The organism is Nitrosomonas halophila (assembly GCF_900107165.1).
Lineage (GTDB): Bacteria > Pseudomonadota > Gammaproteobacteria > Burkholderiales > Nitrosomonadaceae > Nitrosomonas > Nitrosomonas halophila.
In genome coordinates, this window is sequence record NZ_FNOY01000002.1 from 1 (window position 1) to 18,686 (window position 18,686).

22 protein-coding genes are annotated in these 18,686 nt (G+C 53.4%); 8 read left to right on the forward strand and 14 right to left on the reverse strand.

All coding sequences use genetic code 11. The annotated features are described in order from the left end of the window. The coding region (locus tag BLV85_RS00535) for an IS66 family transposase (RefSeq protein WP_245725023.1) at positions 1-459 on the forward strand (459 nt) is incomplete at its 5' end. Here BLV85_RS00535 and BLV85_RS15395 read toward each other — a convergent pair. The 6 genes from BLV85_RS15395 to rpmH all read right to left on the reverse strand — a co-directional run bounded on the left by BLV85_RS15395 (position 440) and on the right by rpmH (position 5,252). Next, a complete protein-coding gene (locus BLV85_RS15395) occupies positions 440-982 on the reverse strand; it encodes a hypothetical protein (RefSeq protein WP_218132745.1) in 543 nt (180 codons plus the stop codon). The genes BLV85_RS00535 and BLV85_RS15395 overlap by 20 nt on opposite strands. After that, positions 982-2,385 carry a tRNA uridine-5-carboxymethylaminomethyl(34) synthesis GTPase MnmE gene (gene mnmE, locus BLV85_RS00545; protein ID WP_245725024.1) on the reverse strand — a complete coding sequence of 468 codons (1,404 nt, stop codon included), beginning with the start codon at positions 2,383-2,385 and terminating at the stop codon, positions 982-984. The genes BLV85_RS15395 and mnmE overlap by 1 nt, the downstream gene beginning before the upstream one ends. A 183-nt stretch (positions 2,386-2,568) precedes the next feature. Then, positions 2,569-4,431, reverse strand: coding sequence for a membrane protein insertase YidC (gene yidC / locus BLV85_RS00550; protein ID WP_090411039.1), 1,863 nt, complete (start codon positions 4,429-4,431; stop codon positions 2,569-2,571). 76 nt (positions 4,432-4,507) lie between these two features. Next, positions 4,508-4,717, reverse strand: coding sequence for a membrane protein insertion efficiency factor YidD (gene yidD / locus BLV85_RS00555; RefSeq protein WP_090411196.1), 210 nt, complete (start codon positions 4,715-4,717; stop codon positions 4,508-4,510). Between the two features lie 2 nt (positions 4,718-4,719). Further along, complete coding sequence (gene rnpA / locus BLV85_RS00560; protein WP_090411041.1) at positions 4,720-5,073, reverse strand: ribonuclease P protein component; 354 nt, start codon at positions 5,071-5,073, stop codon at positions 4,720-4,722. Positions 5,074-5,117: 44 nt separating this feature from the next. Beyond that, complete coding sequence (gene rpmH / locus BLV85_RS00565) at positions 5,118-5,252, reverse strand: 50S ribosomal protein L34 (RefSeq protein WP_090411044.1); 135 nt, start codon at positions 5,250-5,252, stop codon at positions 5,118-5,120. A 509-nt stretch (positions 5,253-5,761) separates the two neighbouring features. Here rpmH and BLV85_RS00570 point away from each other — a divergent pair. The 6 genes from BLV85_RS00570 to BLV85_RS15020 all read left to right on the forward strand — a co-directional run bounded on the left by BLV85_RS00570 (position 5,762) and on the right by BLV85_RS15020 (position 9,411). Beyond that, entirely contained in the window at positions 5,762-5,968 is a 207-nt protein-coding gene (locus tag BLV85_RS00570; RefSeq protein ID WP_090411199.1) for a DUF2905 domain-containing protein, read from the forward strand. A 138-nt stretch (positions 5,969-6,106) separates the two neighbouring features. Beyond that, complete coding sequence (gene proC, locus BLV85_RS00575) at positions 6,107-6,925, forward strand: pyrroline-5-carboxylate reductase (protein WP_090411045.1); 819 nt, start codon at positions 6,107-6,109, stop codon at positions 6,923-6,925. Positions 6,926-7,051: 126 nt separating this feature from the next. Then, entirely contained in the window at positions 7,052-7,615 is a 564-nt protein-coding gene (locus tag BLV85_RS00580; protein ID WP_090411047.1) for a YggT family protein, read from the forward strand. Beyond that, positions 7,612-7,911: a DUF167 domain-containing protein gene (locus tag BLV85_RS00585; RefSeq protein ID WP_090411049.1), complete on the forward strand. Its 300-nt coding sequence runs from the start codon at positions 7,612-7,614 to the stop codon at positions 7,909-7,911. Before BLV85_RS00580 ends, BLV85_RS00585 begins: the two co-directional genes overlap by 4 nt. A gap of 374 nt (positions 7,912-8,285) precedes the next feature. Then, positions 8,286-8,969 carry a zinc metallopeptidase gene (locus BLV85_RS00590; RefSeq protein WP_090411051.1) on the forward strand — a complete coding sequence of 228 codons (684 nt, stop codon included), beginning with the start codon at positions 8,286-8,288 and terminating at the stop codon, positions 8,967-8,969. A gap of 268 nt (positions 8,970-9,237) precedes the next feature. Then, entirely contained in the window at positions 9,238-9,411 is a 174-nt protein-coding gene (locus tag BLV85_RS15020) for a hypothetical protein (protein ID WP_176973877.1), read from the forward strand. A 70-nt stretch (positions 9,412-9,481) separates the two neighbouring features. Here BLV85_RS15020 and BLV85_RS00595 read toward each other — a convergent pair whose 3' ends face one another. The 6 genes from BLV85_RS00595 to BLV85_RS00620 form a co-directional block, all read right to left on the reverse strand. Then, positions 9,482-10,471, reverse strand: a complete 990-nt coding sequence (locus tag BLV85_RS00595) for an ADP-ribosylglycohydrolase family protein (RefSeq protein WP_090411053.1) — start codon at positions 10,469-10,471, stop codon at positions 9,482-9,484. 443 nt (positions 10,472-10,914) lie between these two features. Continuing rightward, the gene (locus BLV85_RS00600; protein ID WP_090411055.1) at positions 10,915-11,748 is read right to left on the reverse strand and encodes a ParB/RepB/Spo0J family partition protein; all 834 of its coding nucleotides are present in this window, start codon (positions 11,746-11,748) and stop codon (positions 10,915-10,917) included. A 328-nt stretch (positions 11,749-12,076) separates the two neighbouring features. Then, positions 12,077-12,844: a ParA family protein gene (locus BLV85_RS00605; RefSeq protein ID WP_090411057.1), complete on the reverse strand. Its 768-nt coding sequence runs from the start codon at positions 12,842-12,844 to the stop codon at positions 12,077-12,079. A gap of 73 nt (positions 12,845-12,917) precedes the next feature. After that, positions 12,918-13,556, reverse strand: coding sequence for a 16S rRNA (guanine(527)-N(7))-methyltransferase RsmG (rsmG, locus tag BLV85_RS00610; protein ID WP_090411059.1), 639 nt, complete (start codon positions 13,554-13,556; stop codon positions 12,918-12,920). Positions 13,557-13,560: 4 nt separating this feature from the next. Beyond that, complete coding sequence (gene mnmG, locus BLV85_RS00615; protein WP_090411061.1) at positions 13,561-15,453, reverse strand: tRNA uridine-5-carboxymethylaminomethyl(34) synthesis enzyme MnmG; 1,893 nt, start codon at positions 15,451-15,453, stop codon at positions 13,561-13,563. 530 nt (positions 15,454-15,983) lie between these two features. Further along, positions 15,984-17,066 carry a GlxA family transcriptional regulator gene (locus BLV85_RS00620; RefSeq protein ID WP_218132747.1) on the reverse strand — a complete coding sequence of 361 codons (1,083 nt, stop codon included), beginning with the start codon at positions 17,064-17,066 and terminating at the stop codon, positions 15,984-15,986. A 137-nt stretch (positions 17,067-17,203) separates the two neighbouring features. Here BLV85_RS00620 and BLV85_RS00625 point away from each other — a divergent pair, with 137 nt between their 5' ends. After that, the gene (locus BLV85_RS00625; RefSeq protein ID WP_090411063.1) at positions 17,204-17,776 is read left to right on the forward strand and encodes an OsmC family protein; all 573 of its coding nucleotides are present in this window, start codon (positions 17,204-17,206) and stop codon (positions 17,774-17,776) included. A 99-nt stretch (positions 17,777-17,875) separates the two neighbouring features. Here the strand turns inward: BLV85_RS00625 and BLV85_RS00630 are convergent, their stop codons facing one another. Both BLV85_RS00630 and flgM read right to left on the reverse strand, forming a co-directional pair. Further along, complete coding sequence (locus tag BLV85_RS00630; RefSeq protein WP_090411065.1) at positions 17,876-18,328, reverse strand: flagella synthesis protein FlgN; 453 nt, start codon at positions 18,326-18,328, stop codon at positions 17,876-17,878. A gap of 6 nt (positions 18,329-18,334) precedes the next feature. Then, the gene (gene flgM, locus BLV85_RS00635) at positions 18,335-18,646 is read right to left on the reverse strand and encodes a flagellar biosynthesis anti-sigma factor FlgM (RefSeq protein WP_090411067.1); all 312 of its coding nucleotides are present in this window, start codon (positions 18,644-18,646) and stop codon (positions 18,335-18,337) included. Between the last annotated feature and the right edge of the window lie 40 nt (positions 18,647-18,686).

An 18,686-nucleotide genomic window follows, 5' to 3' on the forward strand; every position in this document is an offset into this window, starting at 1 on the left:
TTGCTGCAAGCCATTCTGACAGATGTTAAAGCACAAGGAGATGTTTTACCCACAGAACAGGCCGAGCATTATACACAACGCTACCGGGCTTTATTGAAACAAGCGGAAAATGAATGTCCTGCGCCGGATGAAACAAAAAAACCAGGTCAACGAGGGCGGGTTAAACGAAGCAAGGCTCGAAACCTGCTCGAACGTCTTCAACTTTATGAACAGGATGTCTTGCGATTCATGACTAATCCCATCGTGCCTTTCACAAACAATCAAGGCGAAAATGATATCAGGATGATCAAAGTGCATCAGAAAATATCGGGTTGCTTTCGTTCAAAAGAGGGCGCCGATATCTTCTGCCGGGTACGCAGTTATCTGTCTACTTGCAGAAAAAATAATGTTTCTGCTTCCGAGGCGCTTTCCCTGCTCTTCGCTGGGAAACTGCCTGATTTTATGTTGCAGAATGACTGAGAGAAAGAATACGCTGAATAGTTACTTTTGAAGAAGCCGCTTCCCAACGGCAGGTGTTCGCAAGGTGTAACTCACAAACAGCGCTGTTTATATCTCGAGAAAGGCAGCAGTAGCTATATTCCTTGCTTTCGATAAGGTTGACCCGGACAGTGCCGGAGTACTTGGCCACTTGGGTGGAATTGCCATTCTCGTCGGCAAGCAGATAGGCGGCATAGTTGTAATCACCCTCTTCGGCGAGCAGCTCCAGGTTGGTGGCAAACTTATCGTTGAGGGTGAGGCCTGCCTCCTGGCAGTAGATTTTCAGCTGGGCAAAGCTGAGATCCTGCCGTGGTGAACGGATGCGAGTCAGCGAGTTACGGGTGCGGCGAACAACCCCTTGCTTTCTCGCCAGCGATAGACTGTGCCCTGATGATGCCCGGGTGCTGGGCAACTTGCTGACCATTGACTCAGGATCCGGTTGGCATGGCATTGGCGCCCAGTATGATGGATCAAAATCGTTTTCAATCACCAGCCGGGCTATCATTATTTTCCAATACAAAAACTTGAGAAAATTTCTCCCAGTAGATCGTCGGCGGTAAATTCTCCTGTAATCGAGGACAATGCCTGTTGCGCCATTCGCAGTTCTTCGGCCAGCATTTCCAGCTGGCAAGCGTCATTCAGCCAGGTGGCCGCGCATTCGAGTGCTGCTTTTGCCTGCATCAATGCCCGGAGATGCCGCTGGCGCGCCATGAACACGCCGCCGCCTGCCAGATTGGCCTGCCAGCCTACGGTTTCGAGCAGCGTGGCCCGCAGCAGCTCGATGCCCTCCCCTTGCTTGGCCGATAGATAAACAGCCTTGCCCAGTGAATTCTGTTCCACGCGCGGGGCCTGATTTAACAGATCGATCTTGTTGTAAACCGTCAGAACGGGGAGTCTTGCGGGCAGGCCTGCCAGAACTGTTTGATCGGCACTGGTCAATCCGTGACGGCAATCGACCAACAGCAACACCATGTCTGCCTGCTCGATAGCGGCATGGGTCCGGGCGATTCCGTGTTGCTCCACAATGTCGCTGGTTTCCCGCAACCCTGCGGTATCGATCAGATGTATCGGCACGCCAGCGAGCTGTATCGACTGCCGGATTGTATCGCGCGTTGTGCCAGGGATTTCGGTCACAATGGCGACATCATCGCCAGCCAGCTGATTGAGCAAACTCGATTTGCCGACATTGGGTTGCCCCACCAGCACAACCTTGACGCCTTCCTGCAGCAAGCTGCCTTGGCGGGAAGCGAGCAGCACCTGCTCCAGCTGTTCCTGAATGATCTGCAGTTGTTCCATGGCGCGGGCGGACTGCAGAAAATCGATTTCCTCCTCCGGAAAATCCAGCGTGGCTTCGACCAAGACACGCAAGTCGATCAATGACTGCACCATTTTTTGAATCGTTGCGGAAAACTCGCCTTTCAAGGAGCGCATGGCGCTGCGGGCAGCTTCCGCACTACTGGCCTCGATCAGATCGGCGACACTTTCGGCTTGCACCAGATCCAGCTTGTCGTTGAGAAAAGCGCGCAGGGTAAACTCGCCCGGCTCCGCCAGCCGTGCGCCCAGCTGCAGGCATCGATCCAACAGCAGGTTCATCACGGCAGTGCCGCCATGTCCTTGCAGTTCCAGGACATCCTCGCCGGTATAGGAATGTGGGGCAGGAAAGAACAGCGCTATTCCCCGATCGAGCACTTCGCCTTGCGCGTCAAGAAAATCGCTCAATTCAGCGCGCCGGGGTTCGGGCAACCGGCCGCTGATGGCGGTCGCTATTGAGCAAAGATTGGGGCCGGAAATCCGGACGATTCCGACGCCACCCTGACCGGGCGGTGTCGCGATCGCGGCGATAATATCATTGCCCCCGCTACGGACAGCCGACTGTGGCATTACTCCTTGATTGGAGGATATCGCCATTTGTTCTGCTTGTTTCAGTTACACGGTGCGCACGCGCGCCCTACCGTACCAGAGATCTTCAGCAGGGTGCATGCACGTTATGCCTGCACGCTGGCTTGGCTTTGTAGCCTCTGGGGCGAGCCATGCCAGCGATGATCGTTGCGCCTGTAGCGTTACTGAAAATGGTTGCTGAGCTTTTCAGTCTTACCGGCGTTTTTTCCCTCTGGTTCTTTTCTCGCCAGCTTTGCTATCTGCCGGGGCTGAGTCACTCGCCTTGGCTTTAGCCGGAGCCGCAGCAGGCTCCGGCGCCTCATCCGGATCCGGGGCCTTGACCGGTTCCGAAGCCTTAGCCGGGGCTGCAGCTGCCGTTGTAGCGGCAGCCGGCGAACCATACATCCGGGTGATTTGCCATTGTTGTGCGATTGACAGGATATTGTTCACCAGTGAGTACAGCACCAGACCAGCCGGGAAGAAGAAGAAGAAAATACTGAACGCGAGCGGCATGATTTGCATCACTTTAGCCTGGATGGGGTCCGTTGGCGTGGGGTTCAGCTTGGTCTGCACAAACATGGAAATTCCCATGATCACGGGCAAGATGTAATAAGGATCAGGCGTCGACAGATCGGTGATCCACAATGCAAAGGGCGCGTAACGCAACTCGACTGCGGCCAGCAGCGTCCAGAACAGTGCGATGAACACGGGGATTTGCACCAGAATCGGCAAACATCCCCCCATCGGATTGATTTTTTCTACCTTGTAGAAATCCATCATCGCCTGGTGCATGCGCTGGCGATCGCCTTTGTATTGTTCCTGGATGCGCTGCAGTTTCGGTGTCACTAAACGCAGTTTCGCCATGGACCGATAGCCGGCAGCGGACAAGGGGAAGAACAGGAACTTGACCGTCATGGTAAGCAAAATAATCGCTACCCCCCAGTTGCCTACCCAGGAATAATAAAACGACAGCAGCCAGAACAAGGGCACGGCAATCACGGTCAGCCAGCCATAGTCAACTGTCAGTTCCAGTCCGGGCGCCAGTTCGGCCAGCTTGTCCTGCTCCTGGGGACCGGCATACAGTGGCACAGCGGTCCGAGCGACCTGGCCTGGCTCGATCGCACCTATCGGCGTGATGACGCCAGCCGTATACAATTCGTCACTTTGCCGTTTGGCAAAGAACTCGCGTGGCGTTTGTTGCGGCGGCAACCAGGCAGAAAGGAAATAATGTTCCAGCATGGCGATCCAGCCATTGTCGGCATTGGCAGGATAATCAGCCTTGTTTTTATCCAGATCGGAGAAATGTATTTTCTGGAACTTCTCTTCTTCCGTGTAGATCGCCGCCCCCAGATAGGTCGGGATCATCATGGTCGTTCCAGATGGCGGGTTGCTATCCCGCAGCATTTGGTAATAGGCAAAAGGACGCACCGTGGATGCGCCCAGGTTCTCGACCTCGAAACCCACATCGATCACATAGCTATTGCGGCGGAAGGTGTAGGTTTTGACCACTTGCACACCTTCCAGATCGGGAGCAAACAACCGGATGACAATTTCATCATCGCCGGCGGTCATTTCATAATTGCGCCGCTCCGATTCCGGCCGGTAAACCGTCTTGTGATTCGGCATCCCCTCCCCGATCAAGCCTGACTGGGCGACATAGATGCGCGAAGCCTGGCTTTGCAGCAGCGCGTAGGGAATATCCTTGCTTTCTGTGGAAGGATGATGAAGCAGCTCCAGTCGCCGCAAATCACCGCCAACCGTATCGATTTCCGCGATGACCATGTCAGTCACCACGCGAATTTGCTCACCCGTGGCCAACAAGCGCGGTGTCACGGATTCAGTCGGGCTACCGGCGACAGGTATCTGGCTGGTATCCGATTCCGCCTGGGATGTGACCAACGTGTCCCCAGGGACCGGTGGCGCATCCTGACTAGGCTGGACACCGCCAGTCACTGCGCCGTTTTGCTGAGCAACGGCCTGTGTATCGAGACGCTCCTGCTCTTTTATCCATGCGTCCCACAAAAACAGCAGCGATGTTGAGAAAATGATGAGTAATACGATTCTTTTGGTATCCATTTTGATCTGGCGATTAGGAGTACGACAAACTTGACGCTATACGCGCGACGAATAAAAAACTGGCAATTTTTCCGAATCAGGGAACGGGATCATACCCCCCCTGATTCCAGGGGTGGCAACGCAGTACGCGCCTGACACTCATCCACAATCCCCTGACCAAGCCGTATTTTCCCAAGGCTTCCTGAGCATAATTCGAGCATGTCGGATAAAACCGGCAGGAAGGCGGCGTCAACGGACTGACACAATACTGATAGAGCTTGATGAGACCAATTACGAACCGCTTCATGATCATTTGACTTTAAGCAGAAGCATCGATGCTTCCTGATAGATGCGTCCAGAATCAGTTGATGAAAAAGGATGCCGCAGCTGAAAAATACAGTCCAGGCCTGCAATTGCTTGCTGGTTTCGACGAAAGGCCTCTCTGAGTATACGCTTGACCCGATTGCGTTTGACGGCCCCACGCTCGACTCTTTTGGCGACAATCAAACCTATCCGGCCATAATCGCTATCGGTGGGTTTCACATAGAGCCTCAGAAACGTTCCATTGAATATGGTCCGGCTTCTCAGCACCGCCCGAAATTCGATAGCCTTGCGCAGTCTTTGCTGCTTGGGCAGCGAGTAAGCGTGTGGTTGAGTGAACAATAAATTGCTTAGGCGACGAAACCTATTTTCTAAGTCAACTGAACCTAAACACTAAGCTTGACTCGTCCTTTTGCGCGACGCGCCCGAATGATCGCTCTTCCGCCCCGCGTGCGCATACGAACACGAAAGCCATGAGTACGTTTTCTGCGGGTTACTGATGGTTGATAAGTACGTTTCATTTTAGAAAATAATTATGATTGAAAAACTGATACAAACCTGTGTTGATAAAGACTGCCAATTTCATCTATAACTCGATATTATAGCCTAACGGGATGCGCGCTACATGGGTTTTTGATGGTAGTAAATATGAAACCCGGGATCATTTCCCGTTAAATTTTATCCTGCAATGGTGCGCAAGCGCACCCTACCGCATCAGTCCACGCGGTTCGCAACAAAAAAGTATCCGCGTGCAGGGTACGGCCTGCACGCCCTCAAACTGACGAGCATTGACGCCGGCACTGTCACCAGCGCGGGGTGATGGCTCATCGCTGCACAAGAGCGAGACCATAACGCATTTCATGCCAGGACATACGTGAAAGAAATGGCGAGACGATCCATAATGTGGGCGCTGCCATCAAACCTGAATACAGGCTTGCAAGCCGCCCGCTCGATACATCATGTCCTGGCGTGCATCGATCCCCAAAAATGTGAAAGTATCATATAAGGCTTATTCAACAATATGGAACAGATGGCAAAATGGATAATGATAGCGGGTGCCGCATTGCTCATCATCGGGGCAGTTCTGCATCTTGCGCCCTGGTTACTGAATTGGTTCGGAAAATTGCCGGGTGATATTCGGATAGAAACGCAGCGGGGCAAAGTGTTCATCCCGATCACTTCTATGCTGATCGTGAGCATCGTTTTAAGTATCATTATCAATTTATTCAGAAAATAGTCGTAAACGGATGCCTGTGCATGTCGCCCTGCAATTTTCAGCAGCATGCATGCAGGCCGGGACAATTCATCGTCAGTTTCAAGGTGCGCAAGCGCAGACGCATCCTTCACAAAGCCAAACAAGTCGCGGAAATCACTTATGAATATAACTTTTATTGGCGGGGGAAACATGGCCTCCGCCATCATTGGCGGCCTGATACAGAACGGCAGCCAGCCTGCGAGCATATGCGTCGTCGAGATCGATGCCCACGCCCGCGAGCGCCTGATCCGGCAATTCGGCATTACTGTCACCGAGGTGCTGGCCGACGGCATTGATGCGAGCGATATCATCGTCTTTGCCATCAAACCGCAGCAACTGCAGGCCCTGGCCGTCCAAGCCAGACAACTGCTTCAAAATAAACTTGTCATCTCGATTGCAGCGGGCATCCGCACGCATCACCTGAGCCAGTGGCTGGACAACCATGCGCGCATAATCCGGGCCATGCCCAATACCCCCGCGCTGATCGGCAAGGGCATGACCGGCCTCTATGCCCAGCCCACGGTGGATAACCTACAAAAGGAACAGGCCGCGAAAATCCTGGGCGCAGTCGGCACTGTCCTATGGGTCGATGAAGAAATCTTGCTGGATGCCGTCACTGCGATATCGGGCAGCGGCCCTGCGTATGTATTCTATTTTCTGGAAGCCATGCAGGAAGCGGGGGTCGAATTGGGATTGACTGCCGATATCGCCAGACAACTCACCCTCCAGACTTTTCTCGGCGCAACCGATTTGGCCGCCCAAAGTGACGAGGCGTTCAACACGCTTCGCTCGCGCGTCACCTCAAAAGGCGGCACAACCGAGCAAGCCCTGCTCAGTCTGGAGCAGTCAGCTGTCAAGCAGGCATTCAAACGCGCCATTCGAGCTTCCTACGACCGGTCACTCGAAATGGGAGAGATTTTGGGACGGACGGAATCCTGAGCGATTCCAGCCGATTGATACATAATGATGTGCGCTCCAGCCTCGCAAGACTTGCCCGACGCAACCGCTGCCGGCAGGTCTTTCCAAACCGAAGCCGGAACGCGCATTTAATTTTCCGGAAAAACTATGCTTAGCCAAATATCGATATTTCTGTTGGACACTCTACTCGGTTTATTTTCCCTGGCACTGCTGTTGAGATTCTATGTGCAATGGTTTCGTGTACCGTATTATCATCCGGTTGCCAGATTCCTGGTCGCGGTCACCGACTTCATCGTCCGCCCGTCGCGCCGGCTGATTCCCAGCTGGCGGGGACTGGATCTTTCCACATTCGTACTGGCATGGCTGACGCAGTTCATCATGCTGCTGGGCGCCAGCTACTTGCAGGATTACGGCAACGGAAGCAGCATCATCGGTTTCGCACTGGTTGCCCTGATCGAACTCTTCAGGCTGACACTTTATATTCTGGTGATCATGATCATCGCCCAGGCGATTTTGTCCTGGATCAATCCACACAGCCCGCTGGCCCCGGTATTGGAAAGCTTCACCCAGCCGATCCTGGGAATCTTTCGCCGCTATATTCCGCCGATTGCCAATATCGATCTTTCGCCACTGTTCGCCATCATTCTGTTGCAAATATTATTGATGGTCGTAGCCAACATGCAACGCACCGTAGCCCTTGCATTTCAATGAACTGGTATTGCCTCGACAGCAACAGCCATCTGGTCCTCAAGCTTCACGTGCAACCCGGCGCACGCCGCACAGAAGCGGTCGGCCTGCATGGCGGTGAGCTCAAAATCAAACTGGACTCACCGCCAGTCGACGGCAAGGCCAATGACCAACTGTTGAAATTCCTGGCCAAGCGTTTTGCCGTCCCCCTGAAACAAGTCGTACTGAAACGCGGCGCACAATCCCGGCACAAAATAGTCGAAATACACCATACCGCTTGCGCGCCGGAAATACTGCTCACAGACCTCAGGGCTCATTAATACCGGTTCATGGAAGCAGTATCCTGAATGCCTCGGTTGGAATAAGGTGCAAAGTGCGGCTGTTTTTTTGGGGCCGCACGCCCAACTACCGGCCTGAGTGAAGCTCCCAGAGGCTGCTTGGGAATTTCCGTTTGGTGCCTATCTTTTAAACGTCATATCCACAGCGGCGGCGCATTTCGCCGAAAGGCGTCTGGATAGCCGCGCAAGCAGTACGTATTGACACGCATCATGCTGCTGCATGATCAATCATCCAATGTTTCCATGCAGCTTCTTAATAAAGCTTATATTTTCTGAACAAGTGCTTTGCTATGGCAGTCAAACAGTTTGATTTTGAGCTTCATGTAAAATGGTCAAACTCTCCTTAAAGCACTGTTATGTTTTACTTGATATTAATTGTCTTGCTTCTGGGCCTGATCGCGGGGCCATCCTACTGGGTTAAACGCACCATGGCCAAGTACAGCCATCCCGATGACCGCTATCCTTATACCGGTGCGGAATTGGCACGCAGCCTGCTTGATGAGGCGGCATTACAAGCTGTCAGAGTTGAAGTGACCGAGCTGGGCGATCACTATGATCCGATCGAGAAAGCCGTTCGCCTCACTCCGGATAAGTACCACGGCCGGTCATTGACTGCAATCACAGTGGCTGCGCATGAAGTGGGACATGCGATCCAGGATCGTGATGGCTATCCGCCGCTTGCCCTGCGTACCCGGCTTGTTCAATGGGCCGCGCCCGCTGAAAAACTGGGTGCTTCCATACTCATGCTCGCTCCGGTCATTTTAATGGCGACTCGTGCACCGGTTGCCAGTCTGCTCTTCATGGCCGGGGGGCTCTTGACACTGGGAACCTCCACGCTCGCGCATCTGCTCACCTTGCCAATGGAGCTCAATGCAAGCTTCGCCCGTGCCTTGCCGCTGCTGGAACAAAAACGTTATCTGATCAGAGGGGACATGCCACACGCACGGCGCTTGCTCACCGCCGCCGCCTGGACCTATGTCTCCGCTTCGCTGATGACGCTGCTCAATGTCGCGCGGTGGCTAACGATCCTGCGCCGGTAATATTGCTTTATGCCCATGAGCCATTTTCAGTAACCCTTCGCTCGTAGCGGTAATCTCTGTTATGACCAGCGCCAACAGGCGCGAAACCATCCGGCTGATCGGTGCGCAAGCGCACCCTTGGGGAGAGCCGGCAACGATCCCATCAGCGTAGGGTGCACTTGTGCACCGGTTTTTGCTATGCAATGCGACTTCTAGAGGTGGTCAGAGTGTTTGACGGTGCACAAGTGCACCCTACAAACTTCGCCAACCATTCTTGCCGTCTTGCAAGGTGCCTCGCAGCCAAACGATCCAGCCGACGTTGAATTACGGTGGCCGGGAAAAAATCTGGCTTCATGATTTTCAGTTTCGTGAGTGGATGAGCCTTTGCGCGGCTATCCAGCCCAATGTTTACCTGGTCTTGATGCTGCGCGCCTTGCTAGGAGTCTATCCGAGAATAGACTGATCTACTGCGGACGAGCCTGGCATTATGCTGCTGTGTGATCATCGATCGTCCAGTGTTTCCAAACAGATTTCTAGCGATCGGCCGAATCACCATTTATTGCTGCCAGTGCATCCGCCGCCATCTGCAGGTTATGGTAGCGTGCGAGCCAGGCAAGCGGAATGCCATTGGATTGGCTTTTCTGGCCGGACCAGTAGGCGGCCATGATTGCCCCGAGCGCGATCGAGCGGCCGCAGCTGTCTCCTCCTATGCGGATATTCTCCTGTATTGCTGTCCTGTAATCGGGTTCACGGCTGGCAATGTGGAACACGATTGGCAGCCCTTCCTTGACATGGCAGGCGGAACCGAATTCTGTCGCGATTGCGAGGCTACTCTCATGACGCCTGCCAATTGCGTCGGTGAGCAAGTCCGAAAGTGTATGTCCGGCATGGGGGACAGCCTGTTCAAGTGCTTCGCCCATCGGCATCCTCCTTTTCAGGCTGAACAGGACAGAGGCAACGCTGCGCGCAGCCGCGACCGCCACATCATTGTTGTTGGTAATGCGTACCACTCTGTCCACCAGCGCCATCAGTTGATCCGCGCTCCCCTGATGCGCCGCCGCCAGGACGGGGATGCTGGACAGTGCCATGAACTGGTCATCGTCGGCGCCGGATTTTTCCGGATAGGCATCATTTTGCCCGGCCTGCAATACCCGTAATGTCTGGCGGGTTGGGGAATCGATATACCCTACATATTGCCCGCCCGGTCCAAAATGCAGGCTGAATTGCTGCTGATAAGCGCGATGATCGAACGAACGATAGTCCGCAAAATGTTTGAGCGCAAGCAGGCAGGTTTCGCCATAACCCGATGATTCCCCTGCTTGCTTGTTAGCATGTGCAAAATAGCCTTTCGCCCCCGCATAATGTTTTGCATCGGGTGGCAGGAATACCAATCCGCTTTCTTTTTCTATTTGCGCGATACGTTGCGAATCGTATATCCAATGCAGGCCGAGTGATGCGGCATCGGCCACCAGTGCTCCCAGCACCATGGCTGCACTCGGCTCGAGCGATATATTTACATTCATTTCTTTTCCTTCCTATGAATCATTGTGAGTGACACATTTGATACGTCATCCTTCGTCACGACCAACACCAAGGGACGCAAAGCCAACCCGTTCGTCGTTGGCAGCCTACGCAACGCCACATCCTAAGTAGCCGTCGCAGTCACTGCCAGCTTGCTGCACGGCTCATGTGAATTGTATGCGTAAAAAAAGCCTGGGCGTCGGGTGCGCCTGGGCACCCTCAATTAGACGATGATTCCTACCGGGCTGCATGCCTTTCAATTCAGGTTTGCCGATATAGTCATGCGTACGGGTCAATTTATGATGGCTCTGGCAAGATGCTCTGTTCCGGCACTCCGATCATTATCATGATAAACCAATATTTAATTCTCATATTAATTTGTCATTATTTAAATGCAATACAATTAATGCTATTTAGTTAACTAATACGCATTAATTGACGGCATTCAGAATCTTGAAAGTATGCCATCCAGTTGCTCAAGGCTAGCGTAATGTATGACCAGGTTGCCGGCTCCTTTCTTGCCGGGCTTGATCACAACACTCGCCCCCAGGCGCGCTGAAAGATCCTCTTGCAAGCGCAACAGGTCTCTGTCCTCATGCTGTCTTCTTTCGGCGGCCAAAGGCTGGTTCAGGCGCTTGATCAGACTCTCTGTTTCGCGCACGGACAACTGTTTCTGTACAATCAGAAGTGCGACCTCGATCTGCTTCTCGGCGCTCAGGGCCAGCAAGGCGCGGCCATGCCCCATGTCGATTTTTCCTTGCATGATCAACTCCTGGACAGGCTCAGCCAGATTGAGCAATCGCAACAAGTTTGTGATGGCACTGCGTGAGCTTCCCAAAGCCTGGCCCGCAGTCTGGTGCGTCATGCCAAACTCCTCGACCAGCCGCTGAATACCCAATGCCGCCTCCAGCGGATTGAGATCTTCCCGCTGTATGTTCTCGATCAGGGACAGGGCAAGCGCTGATTCATCCGGCACTTCGCGAACGATCGCGGGGATTTGCGCCAGCCCCGCTAATTGTGCGGCACGCCAGCGACGCTCGCCGGCAATGATTTCGTAACCACTGGCAACGAGCGGACGCACCAGTATCGGTTGCATGATGCCCTGTGCCTTGATGGAATCAGCCAGGCTGGTCAGGGAAGCCTGATCCATGCGAGTGCGCGGCTGATATCTGCCTGCATGCAATAAGTTGATATCCAGGTTAAGCAGTGACTCTGTTTCGGAATGATCGCCTGACAGCAGAGCATCCAGCCCTCTTCCCAATCCCTTTGGTTTAGCCATTGTTATCGTGTCTGGTTAGATAGCACCCATCATGGGATACTCGTTTTGAAATAATCATATGCCTACGGTTCATTTTGGTAACGCTTGAGGCGCAGCGGTAGTTCGCGTCCCGCAGAGTCCCTGCGAGTTGCGGGATTACCCAGCGCAGCGCTCATGAATGCGCAGCCACAGCGTTGCAATTTGCCGCCAAGGCAGCTGCTGGATTGCCGCGCCACTCGCATGCTCCACAATGAGGCAACCAAGCAGGGCACACTGGCGCAGCATAAGATTGACGAGTCATGATTCCGGTCTGCATGCATTTCGCTGAAAATTTCATGGAGACCTCCGATCATTGGCTGGCAGCAGTCAACACCTCGTTTGCAAGCGCGAGATAGGCCTGGGCGCCCTTGGATTGCCGGTCATGATACAGAATTGGCAAGCCAAATCCCGGTGCTTCCGCTAACCGGACATTGCGGGGAATCACCGTCTGGTAAACCTTGTCGCCAAAGTGCTGCTGTAATTGTTCCGAGACTTGCTGGGCCAGCAAATTGCGTGGATCGAACATTGTCCGCAGCAATCCTTCTATTCTAATCGATGGATTGAATCTGGAACGCACCCTTTTGATCGTGTTGACAAGATCGCTGAGCCCTTCCAGGGCATAGTATTCGCATTGCATGGGTATCATGACCGCATGGGCGGCACACAGGCCGTTCAGCGTCAACAGGTTAAGCGCGGGTGGGCAATCAATCAGAATAAAATCATAATCCCCGGAAACGGATTGCAAGGCGGTTTTGAGACGCGTTTCGCGTGCATCGAGTGCCACCATCTCCACTTCGGCACCGGCAAGATCCTGATTGGCGGGAATCAGATCATATTTTCCGGGATCGACCGATAGCCGAACGCTTGCGATATCCTGTTCTCCCAGGAGCACATGGTAGAGGGTGCGATCGAGCGGGCGCTTATCTACGCCGCTGCCCATGGTCGTATTTCCCTGCGGATCCAGATCGACCAGCAACACTCGCTTTCCGGAATTGACGAGGCTGGCAGCCAGATTGATGCTGGTGGTCGTTTTCCCCACGCCTCCCTTTTGATTCGCTATGGCAAGTATCTTGAGCATATATTTAGAGTCTCAGCGGGTTAATAGCCTTGTAACAACGCGAGCTGCGGGTTGCATGCATGCAGCGCACCCTCTAGTTGCAGCGCAGTTTGATCAAATGCCGTTTGGCTTTGAGACCGGGCACTGTCACTGCAATGATTTGCTCAACATGGAACTCGGGCGATAGCTGCATGAGCTCCAAATCTGGAAAAGCCCCCTTCATCGCAACCAATCGGCAATGCTCGGCGTTATCCTTGCACAAACCACTGGCCAACTGGGCGAAACGATTGAGGTTGGAAAAGGCGCGCGAAATGACGGTATCGATTTTATTTTCAACACTGAGTTTTTCTATCCGCTGAGACTTGACCACAACGTTAGTTAAGTTCAGTTCAATCACTGCCTGCATCAAGAATGCCGCTTTTTTCTGATTGCTTTCTACCAGGACGACCTGCCAATCGGGCCGTGCCAGCGCGATCGGGATCCCCGGCAGGCCTGCGCCACTTCCTGCATCGACGATATTGGGCCCGCTGATATGGGGCAATACTGCCAGACTATCCAGCAAATGCCGCGCGACCATCGCGCCGGGATCTCTGACCGCGGTTAAATTATGGGTAGCATTCCACTTGGCGATAAGCTCGATATATTGCAGCAGCCGGCGCCCCAGGCCCTCCACATCCGCAGGCATGCCTGGCAATGCCTGAAGGCCTTCCAATAAACGTTTCTCTAAATCCATGCAGCTATCCTGTTATGGTTGTCGATGCCATACCACGTTTCAAGTGCACCAGCAGCAGTGAAATGGCTGCGGGTGTGATACCGGAAATCCTGGCAGCCTGGCCAATGGTTTCTGGCTGATGCAGATTTAATTTTTGCTGAACTTCGGTGGAAAGTCCGCGCACGTTTCGATAATCCATATTTTTCGGCAGAATCGTCGATTCATGATGCGCATGACGCGCGACTTCCTGCTTCTGCCGTTCGATGTAGCCTTCGTATTTGACATCGATCTCGACCTGCTGGGCGACAATGGCATCGCCGACGGCTTGACCGATTTCCGGCAACGCCATCAATGTGGCATAAGTGACTTCTGGCCGGCGCAGCAGCTCGTACAAGGTGTAGGCATTATCGACCGGTTTTGCCGCGCCCTCAGACGTATTTAACTTGCTGAGCGTTTCCGGCTGCACCCACACCTTGCGCAGCCGGGCTTTTTCGGTCTCAATCGCCTCTCTTTTCAGGGAGAACGCCTGCCAACGGTCTTCATTGACCAGTCCCAACCGGTAGCCCATTTCCGTCAATCGCATATCGGCGTTGTCTTCCCTGAGCTGCAGGCGGTATTCGGCGCGGCTGGTAAACATCCGGTAGGGTTCTGTCACACCACGGGTAATGAGATCATCCACCAGCACGCCCAGATAGGCCTCATCGCGCCGCGGGCACCATGCCTCCTGCCCTTGTACTTTGCGGGCGGCATTCAAACCGGCCAGCAAGCCTTGTGCAGCGGCTTCTTCATAACCTGTCGTACCATTGATCTGGCCCGCAAAAAACAACCCGTCGATTGCCCGGGTTTCAAGCGACCGCTTGAGTGCCCGCGGATCGAAATAATCATACTCAATTGCATAGCCAGGACGGGTGATATGTGCATTTTCGAGCCCTTTGATCGAGCGCACCAGCTTGATTTGCACATCATAGGGAAGACTGGTCGAGATCCCGTTCGGATAAATCTCGCTCGCTTCGAGCCCTTCGGGTTCCAGGAAAATAGTATGCGAATCGCGTTCTGCAAAACGCACCACTTTGTCTTCTATGGAGGGGCAGTAGCGCGGTCCGATGCCGTCAATTTTGCCGGTATACAGCGGCGAGCGATCCAGGCCGGCTTGTATGATTGCATGTGTCTGTGCATTGGTGCGCGTTATCCAGCAAGGTATCTGCCGTGGATGTTGGCTGGCATCGCCCAAGAACGAAAATACGGGAACCGGTTCGTCTCCTGGCTGTTCGAGCAGTACCGAAAAATCGATGCTCCGTGCATCAATACGTGGCGGGGTGCCGGTCTTGAGCCTGCCAACCGGCAGATTCATGGCCCGCAATCGTTGTGCCAGGCTGATCGAAGCCGGATCGCCCGCACGGCCAGCCTGAAAATTCTGCTCTCCAATATGCGCCAAGCCTGCCAGGAATGTACCGACTGTCAGCACAACCGCTTGTGCAGAAAAAGTGATGCCCAAATGCGTGATCACACCTGTGATTTGATGGCCGCTCAATACAAAATCGTCCACTGTCGATTGCAGGATCCACAGGTTTGCTTGTGCCTCTAGCCGCTTGCGTATCGCTTGCCGATACAACACGCGGTCTGCCTGCGCGCGTGTTGCGCGCACCGCCGGGCCTTTGCTGGCATTGAGTATCCGGAACTGAATGCCCGCTTCATCTATCGCCGCCGCCATGGCGCCACCCAGCGCATCGATTTCCTTAACCAAATGCCCCTTGCCGATTCCACCGATTGACGGATTGCAGGACATCTGCCCTAAAGTATCCAGGTTTTGCGTCAGGAGTAACGTCGTCTGTCCCATGCGGGCAGCGGCCAGCGCGGCTTCTGTGCCGGCATGACCGCCGCCGACAACGATGACATCAAAATCTCTTGAAATCTGCATGAATGCTTAATTCTATGAAATTCATTCGGTTAGTGTAAAAAAGCTCGCCCAAAAACTGCCCAGCTTTATTCAACCTATAAAATCCGGTTGGATGCGGTTTGGAGTATGTTGTTTCTCAGGTTCAATAGCCACGATGCCGACATGGCGCTTCGACACTGGCCAGGCAAGCCCTCCGGCCTGGCAGTATGGCGATCCAGCCAGCCGCACAATCAAGTGCTGCGATTGCAATATCAATATTTTATCTGATTTTTAATGCCAGGACATTAATCTGGCCTGTCAATATCGCTTAGGACTCGTTAATGAATAACTTGGGCATACGCTGGGGTCGCTTTTGGCGCATACCAAAAACCGGTGCACAAGTGCACCCCGTGGCAATAGTGCATCGCCATCAAGGATATGATATTGAAGCTGGCGATAACTTAAAGGCATGAGACTTTTCAACGATCATTGCCAGACGGACACTTGACCGCATATCAGGAGTCGCTCAAAAATAACTGTAACACTTATTCCTTCACGGCTCCCAACCATGACTAAACTACTTGCTCATATGACTTTTTTTGCTCGCCATCCCGCAAAATCGGCTGGAACAGTCGCCTGTATTGCCCTGGAGTCAAGCCCGTCAGGCGCCTGAATAACGCTCTAAAAAATGAAATATCTTCATAGCCTACTGCAGCACTGATCTCCGCCACCGGACTATGGGTAGTTTCCAGCATTTTCTTCGCTTCTTCGACGCGCAAATTATGCAGATGCTCGATGAGGGTATGGCCTGTTGCGGCCTTGAAGCGGCGCTTCAGCGAACGCTCTGGAATGTCAGAGACTTCGACCAGTTTCTGTAACGCTCCATTCTCGCGAAAATGTTCTGCCAACCAAGTTTCGCAATGGCGCACCACTGAATCACCGTGCAAGCTCCTGCGCACCAATGGCGTAAAGGGGAGTTGGCTTTCCTCATGCCATTTCAGCAGATACACTTTGGCAATACGCAGCGCTTCGCCTGGGCTGCCATGACGCGCAATGATATGCAAAGCCAAATCATGCCATGATGTCGCCCCGCCTGCGGTAACGATCCGGGCAGATGGATCAGAAAAGACCAGATTGGGCTGCGCCTGAAAATGCACCTCGGGATAATACTTGCGGAACAAATCCTGGTAACCCCAGTGAGAAGTTGCCTCATACCCATTAAGCAAACCCGTCTCGGCCAGCATCACGGTGCCTGAGCAAGCGGAATAAATGGTTATGCCTTCCTGAAATTTGCGCTTGATCCAGGCTATCAGTGCCGGATATTGTCCATGCAGACTTTCATCTGGACCCAACCATAGTTCCGGCAGGATCAATATCTCTCCCCCGGGATTATCTGTAATCGAGAAATCAGGGATGACCGGAATACCGTGGCCACACCGGAATGGCGCTCTATCCAGCGCCACAATATCCACATGAAACATGCGATGCTCGGGCTCGCCTGCCATTGCCTGCCACAAATTACCGGCTGCCATGAGCACATCGACCATACCATACAAGGCCGATCCTGCCGTTTGCTCAACAGCCACAATCAACACCTTGACTGACTCACGCCCACCGTCAGGCTTATCCACCGGGATCTCCTCAATTAGTGGCACAAATGCCCTCTTTTCGTCAAGAATCCTACTTACCCATTTGACTGTCAAGCTTTATCGTTACCACAAGTCGCGACCAAGACAGCCCTGCTGCCAGCAACGTGACCCACTCAATTATTCAACCCATACAGGAGGCAACGATGAGCACGCAAACAGTCACTCAACCCACCACTAAAACCGTCAATGGCGTCAATGTAACCGCTTTGTTCGAAACGATCGATGCGGTCAAGAAGGATCAGGAGCTGGCTGCATTCCAGTTCCGCAGCAACAATCATTGGATAGATGGCGGGCACAACCGCTCCACCATTCAATCTTTCTATGGCTGCCGCAACGAGGACAGCACGCGCAGCGAGCCTTTTATGCTTGATGCCGACGAACCCCCTATCCTGCTTGGACAGGACAAGGGCGCGAATCCGGTTGAATTTATCTTGCACGCGCTGGCCGCATGCCTCACAACCACTATGGTCTATCATGCTGCGTCACGCGGAATAGAAATTGAGGCCGTTGACTCTGCACTAGAAGGCGATCTCGATTTACGGGGATTTCTCGGGCTTTCCGATGAGGTGCGCAAGGGTTATCACGATATCCGGGTCAAGATGCGTGTCAAATCGGGCGCCACCCCGGCGGTACTAAAAGAACTGGCCCAGTTCTCACCCGTGTTTGATGTGGTCTCCAGATCGGTTCCAGTCAAGCTGGAAATCGAGACTTATTGAGCGATGCGTATTTCCCACGGCAGCGGGTGCTTACATCCGTTGCCGTGAAGGCAGTCAATAATGTTTCACGTGAAACATTATTGACGTGACAGACAGCTTCTAAAAAGCGGTCAATCCCTTGGCGCTATAGAGCGTAACTTGCCCGGCCGCGCTCTGCAGGGCGCTCAAGCTTCGCTGGGTATGCAATAGATGGTTTGAAACAATGGCGGCATTGGTTAGATTGAGCGCCTTGGCACAGCGAGCCAGATCAAGCAGCTGCTTCCAAGCGCATTCGATTGATGACTCTGCGTGATTGGCTGACAACCAGATTTCAACTCCTTGTGCACCACCTGGCAGGCCGGCAGTGGTTAACAGCTGATTCCGCCGCACCTCTAACTGCGAGAGCTGATCTGCCACACGATCCTTATCCCCGGTCAATAAAGGCAATTCATTGATATCTCCGTCAGCGAGTATCGCCTGCTCCCGCTCGAGCAAAGCAAGAAATGTTTGCATGGCCTCCAGCTCAAGTTGCAAAATTTCGCACAGCGTGCCGCTATTCAAGATTTCATTCATGTGACGTCACTTGCCGGTGGGTGGGCGCTTGGTCTGGATAAGCTCCTTAACGGATTCCAGCAAGCGATCTGCAACAACCTCGGGATTTACCTTGAAGCGCCCCTCGCTAATAGCCTGCTTGATTTCAGCAACCTTGGCGGCATCCACGACCTGGTCATTGGGACCGGCCGCCTGTATTTGCGTGGCAAGCGGACTGATATGCACATGATCCTTGTCCTGAACGGCATCGGGTTTGGTAACACCCGCCTTATCCACTTTTCCTTGATCACCATCAGCGGCGACACCCGAGCGGCCCCGGATTGTTTGATCTATCTTCAAGGTACAATTCCTTATGGTATGAACTCATATAACTGTGAAC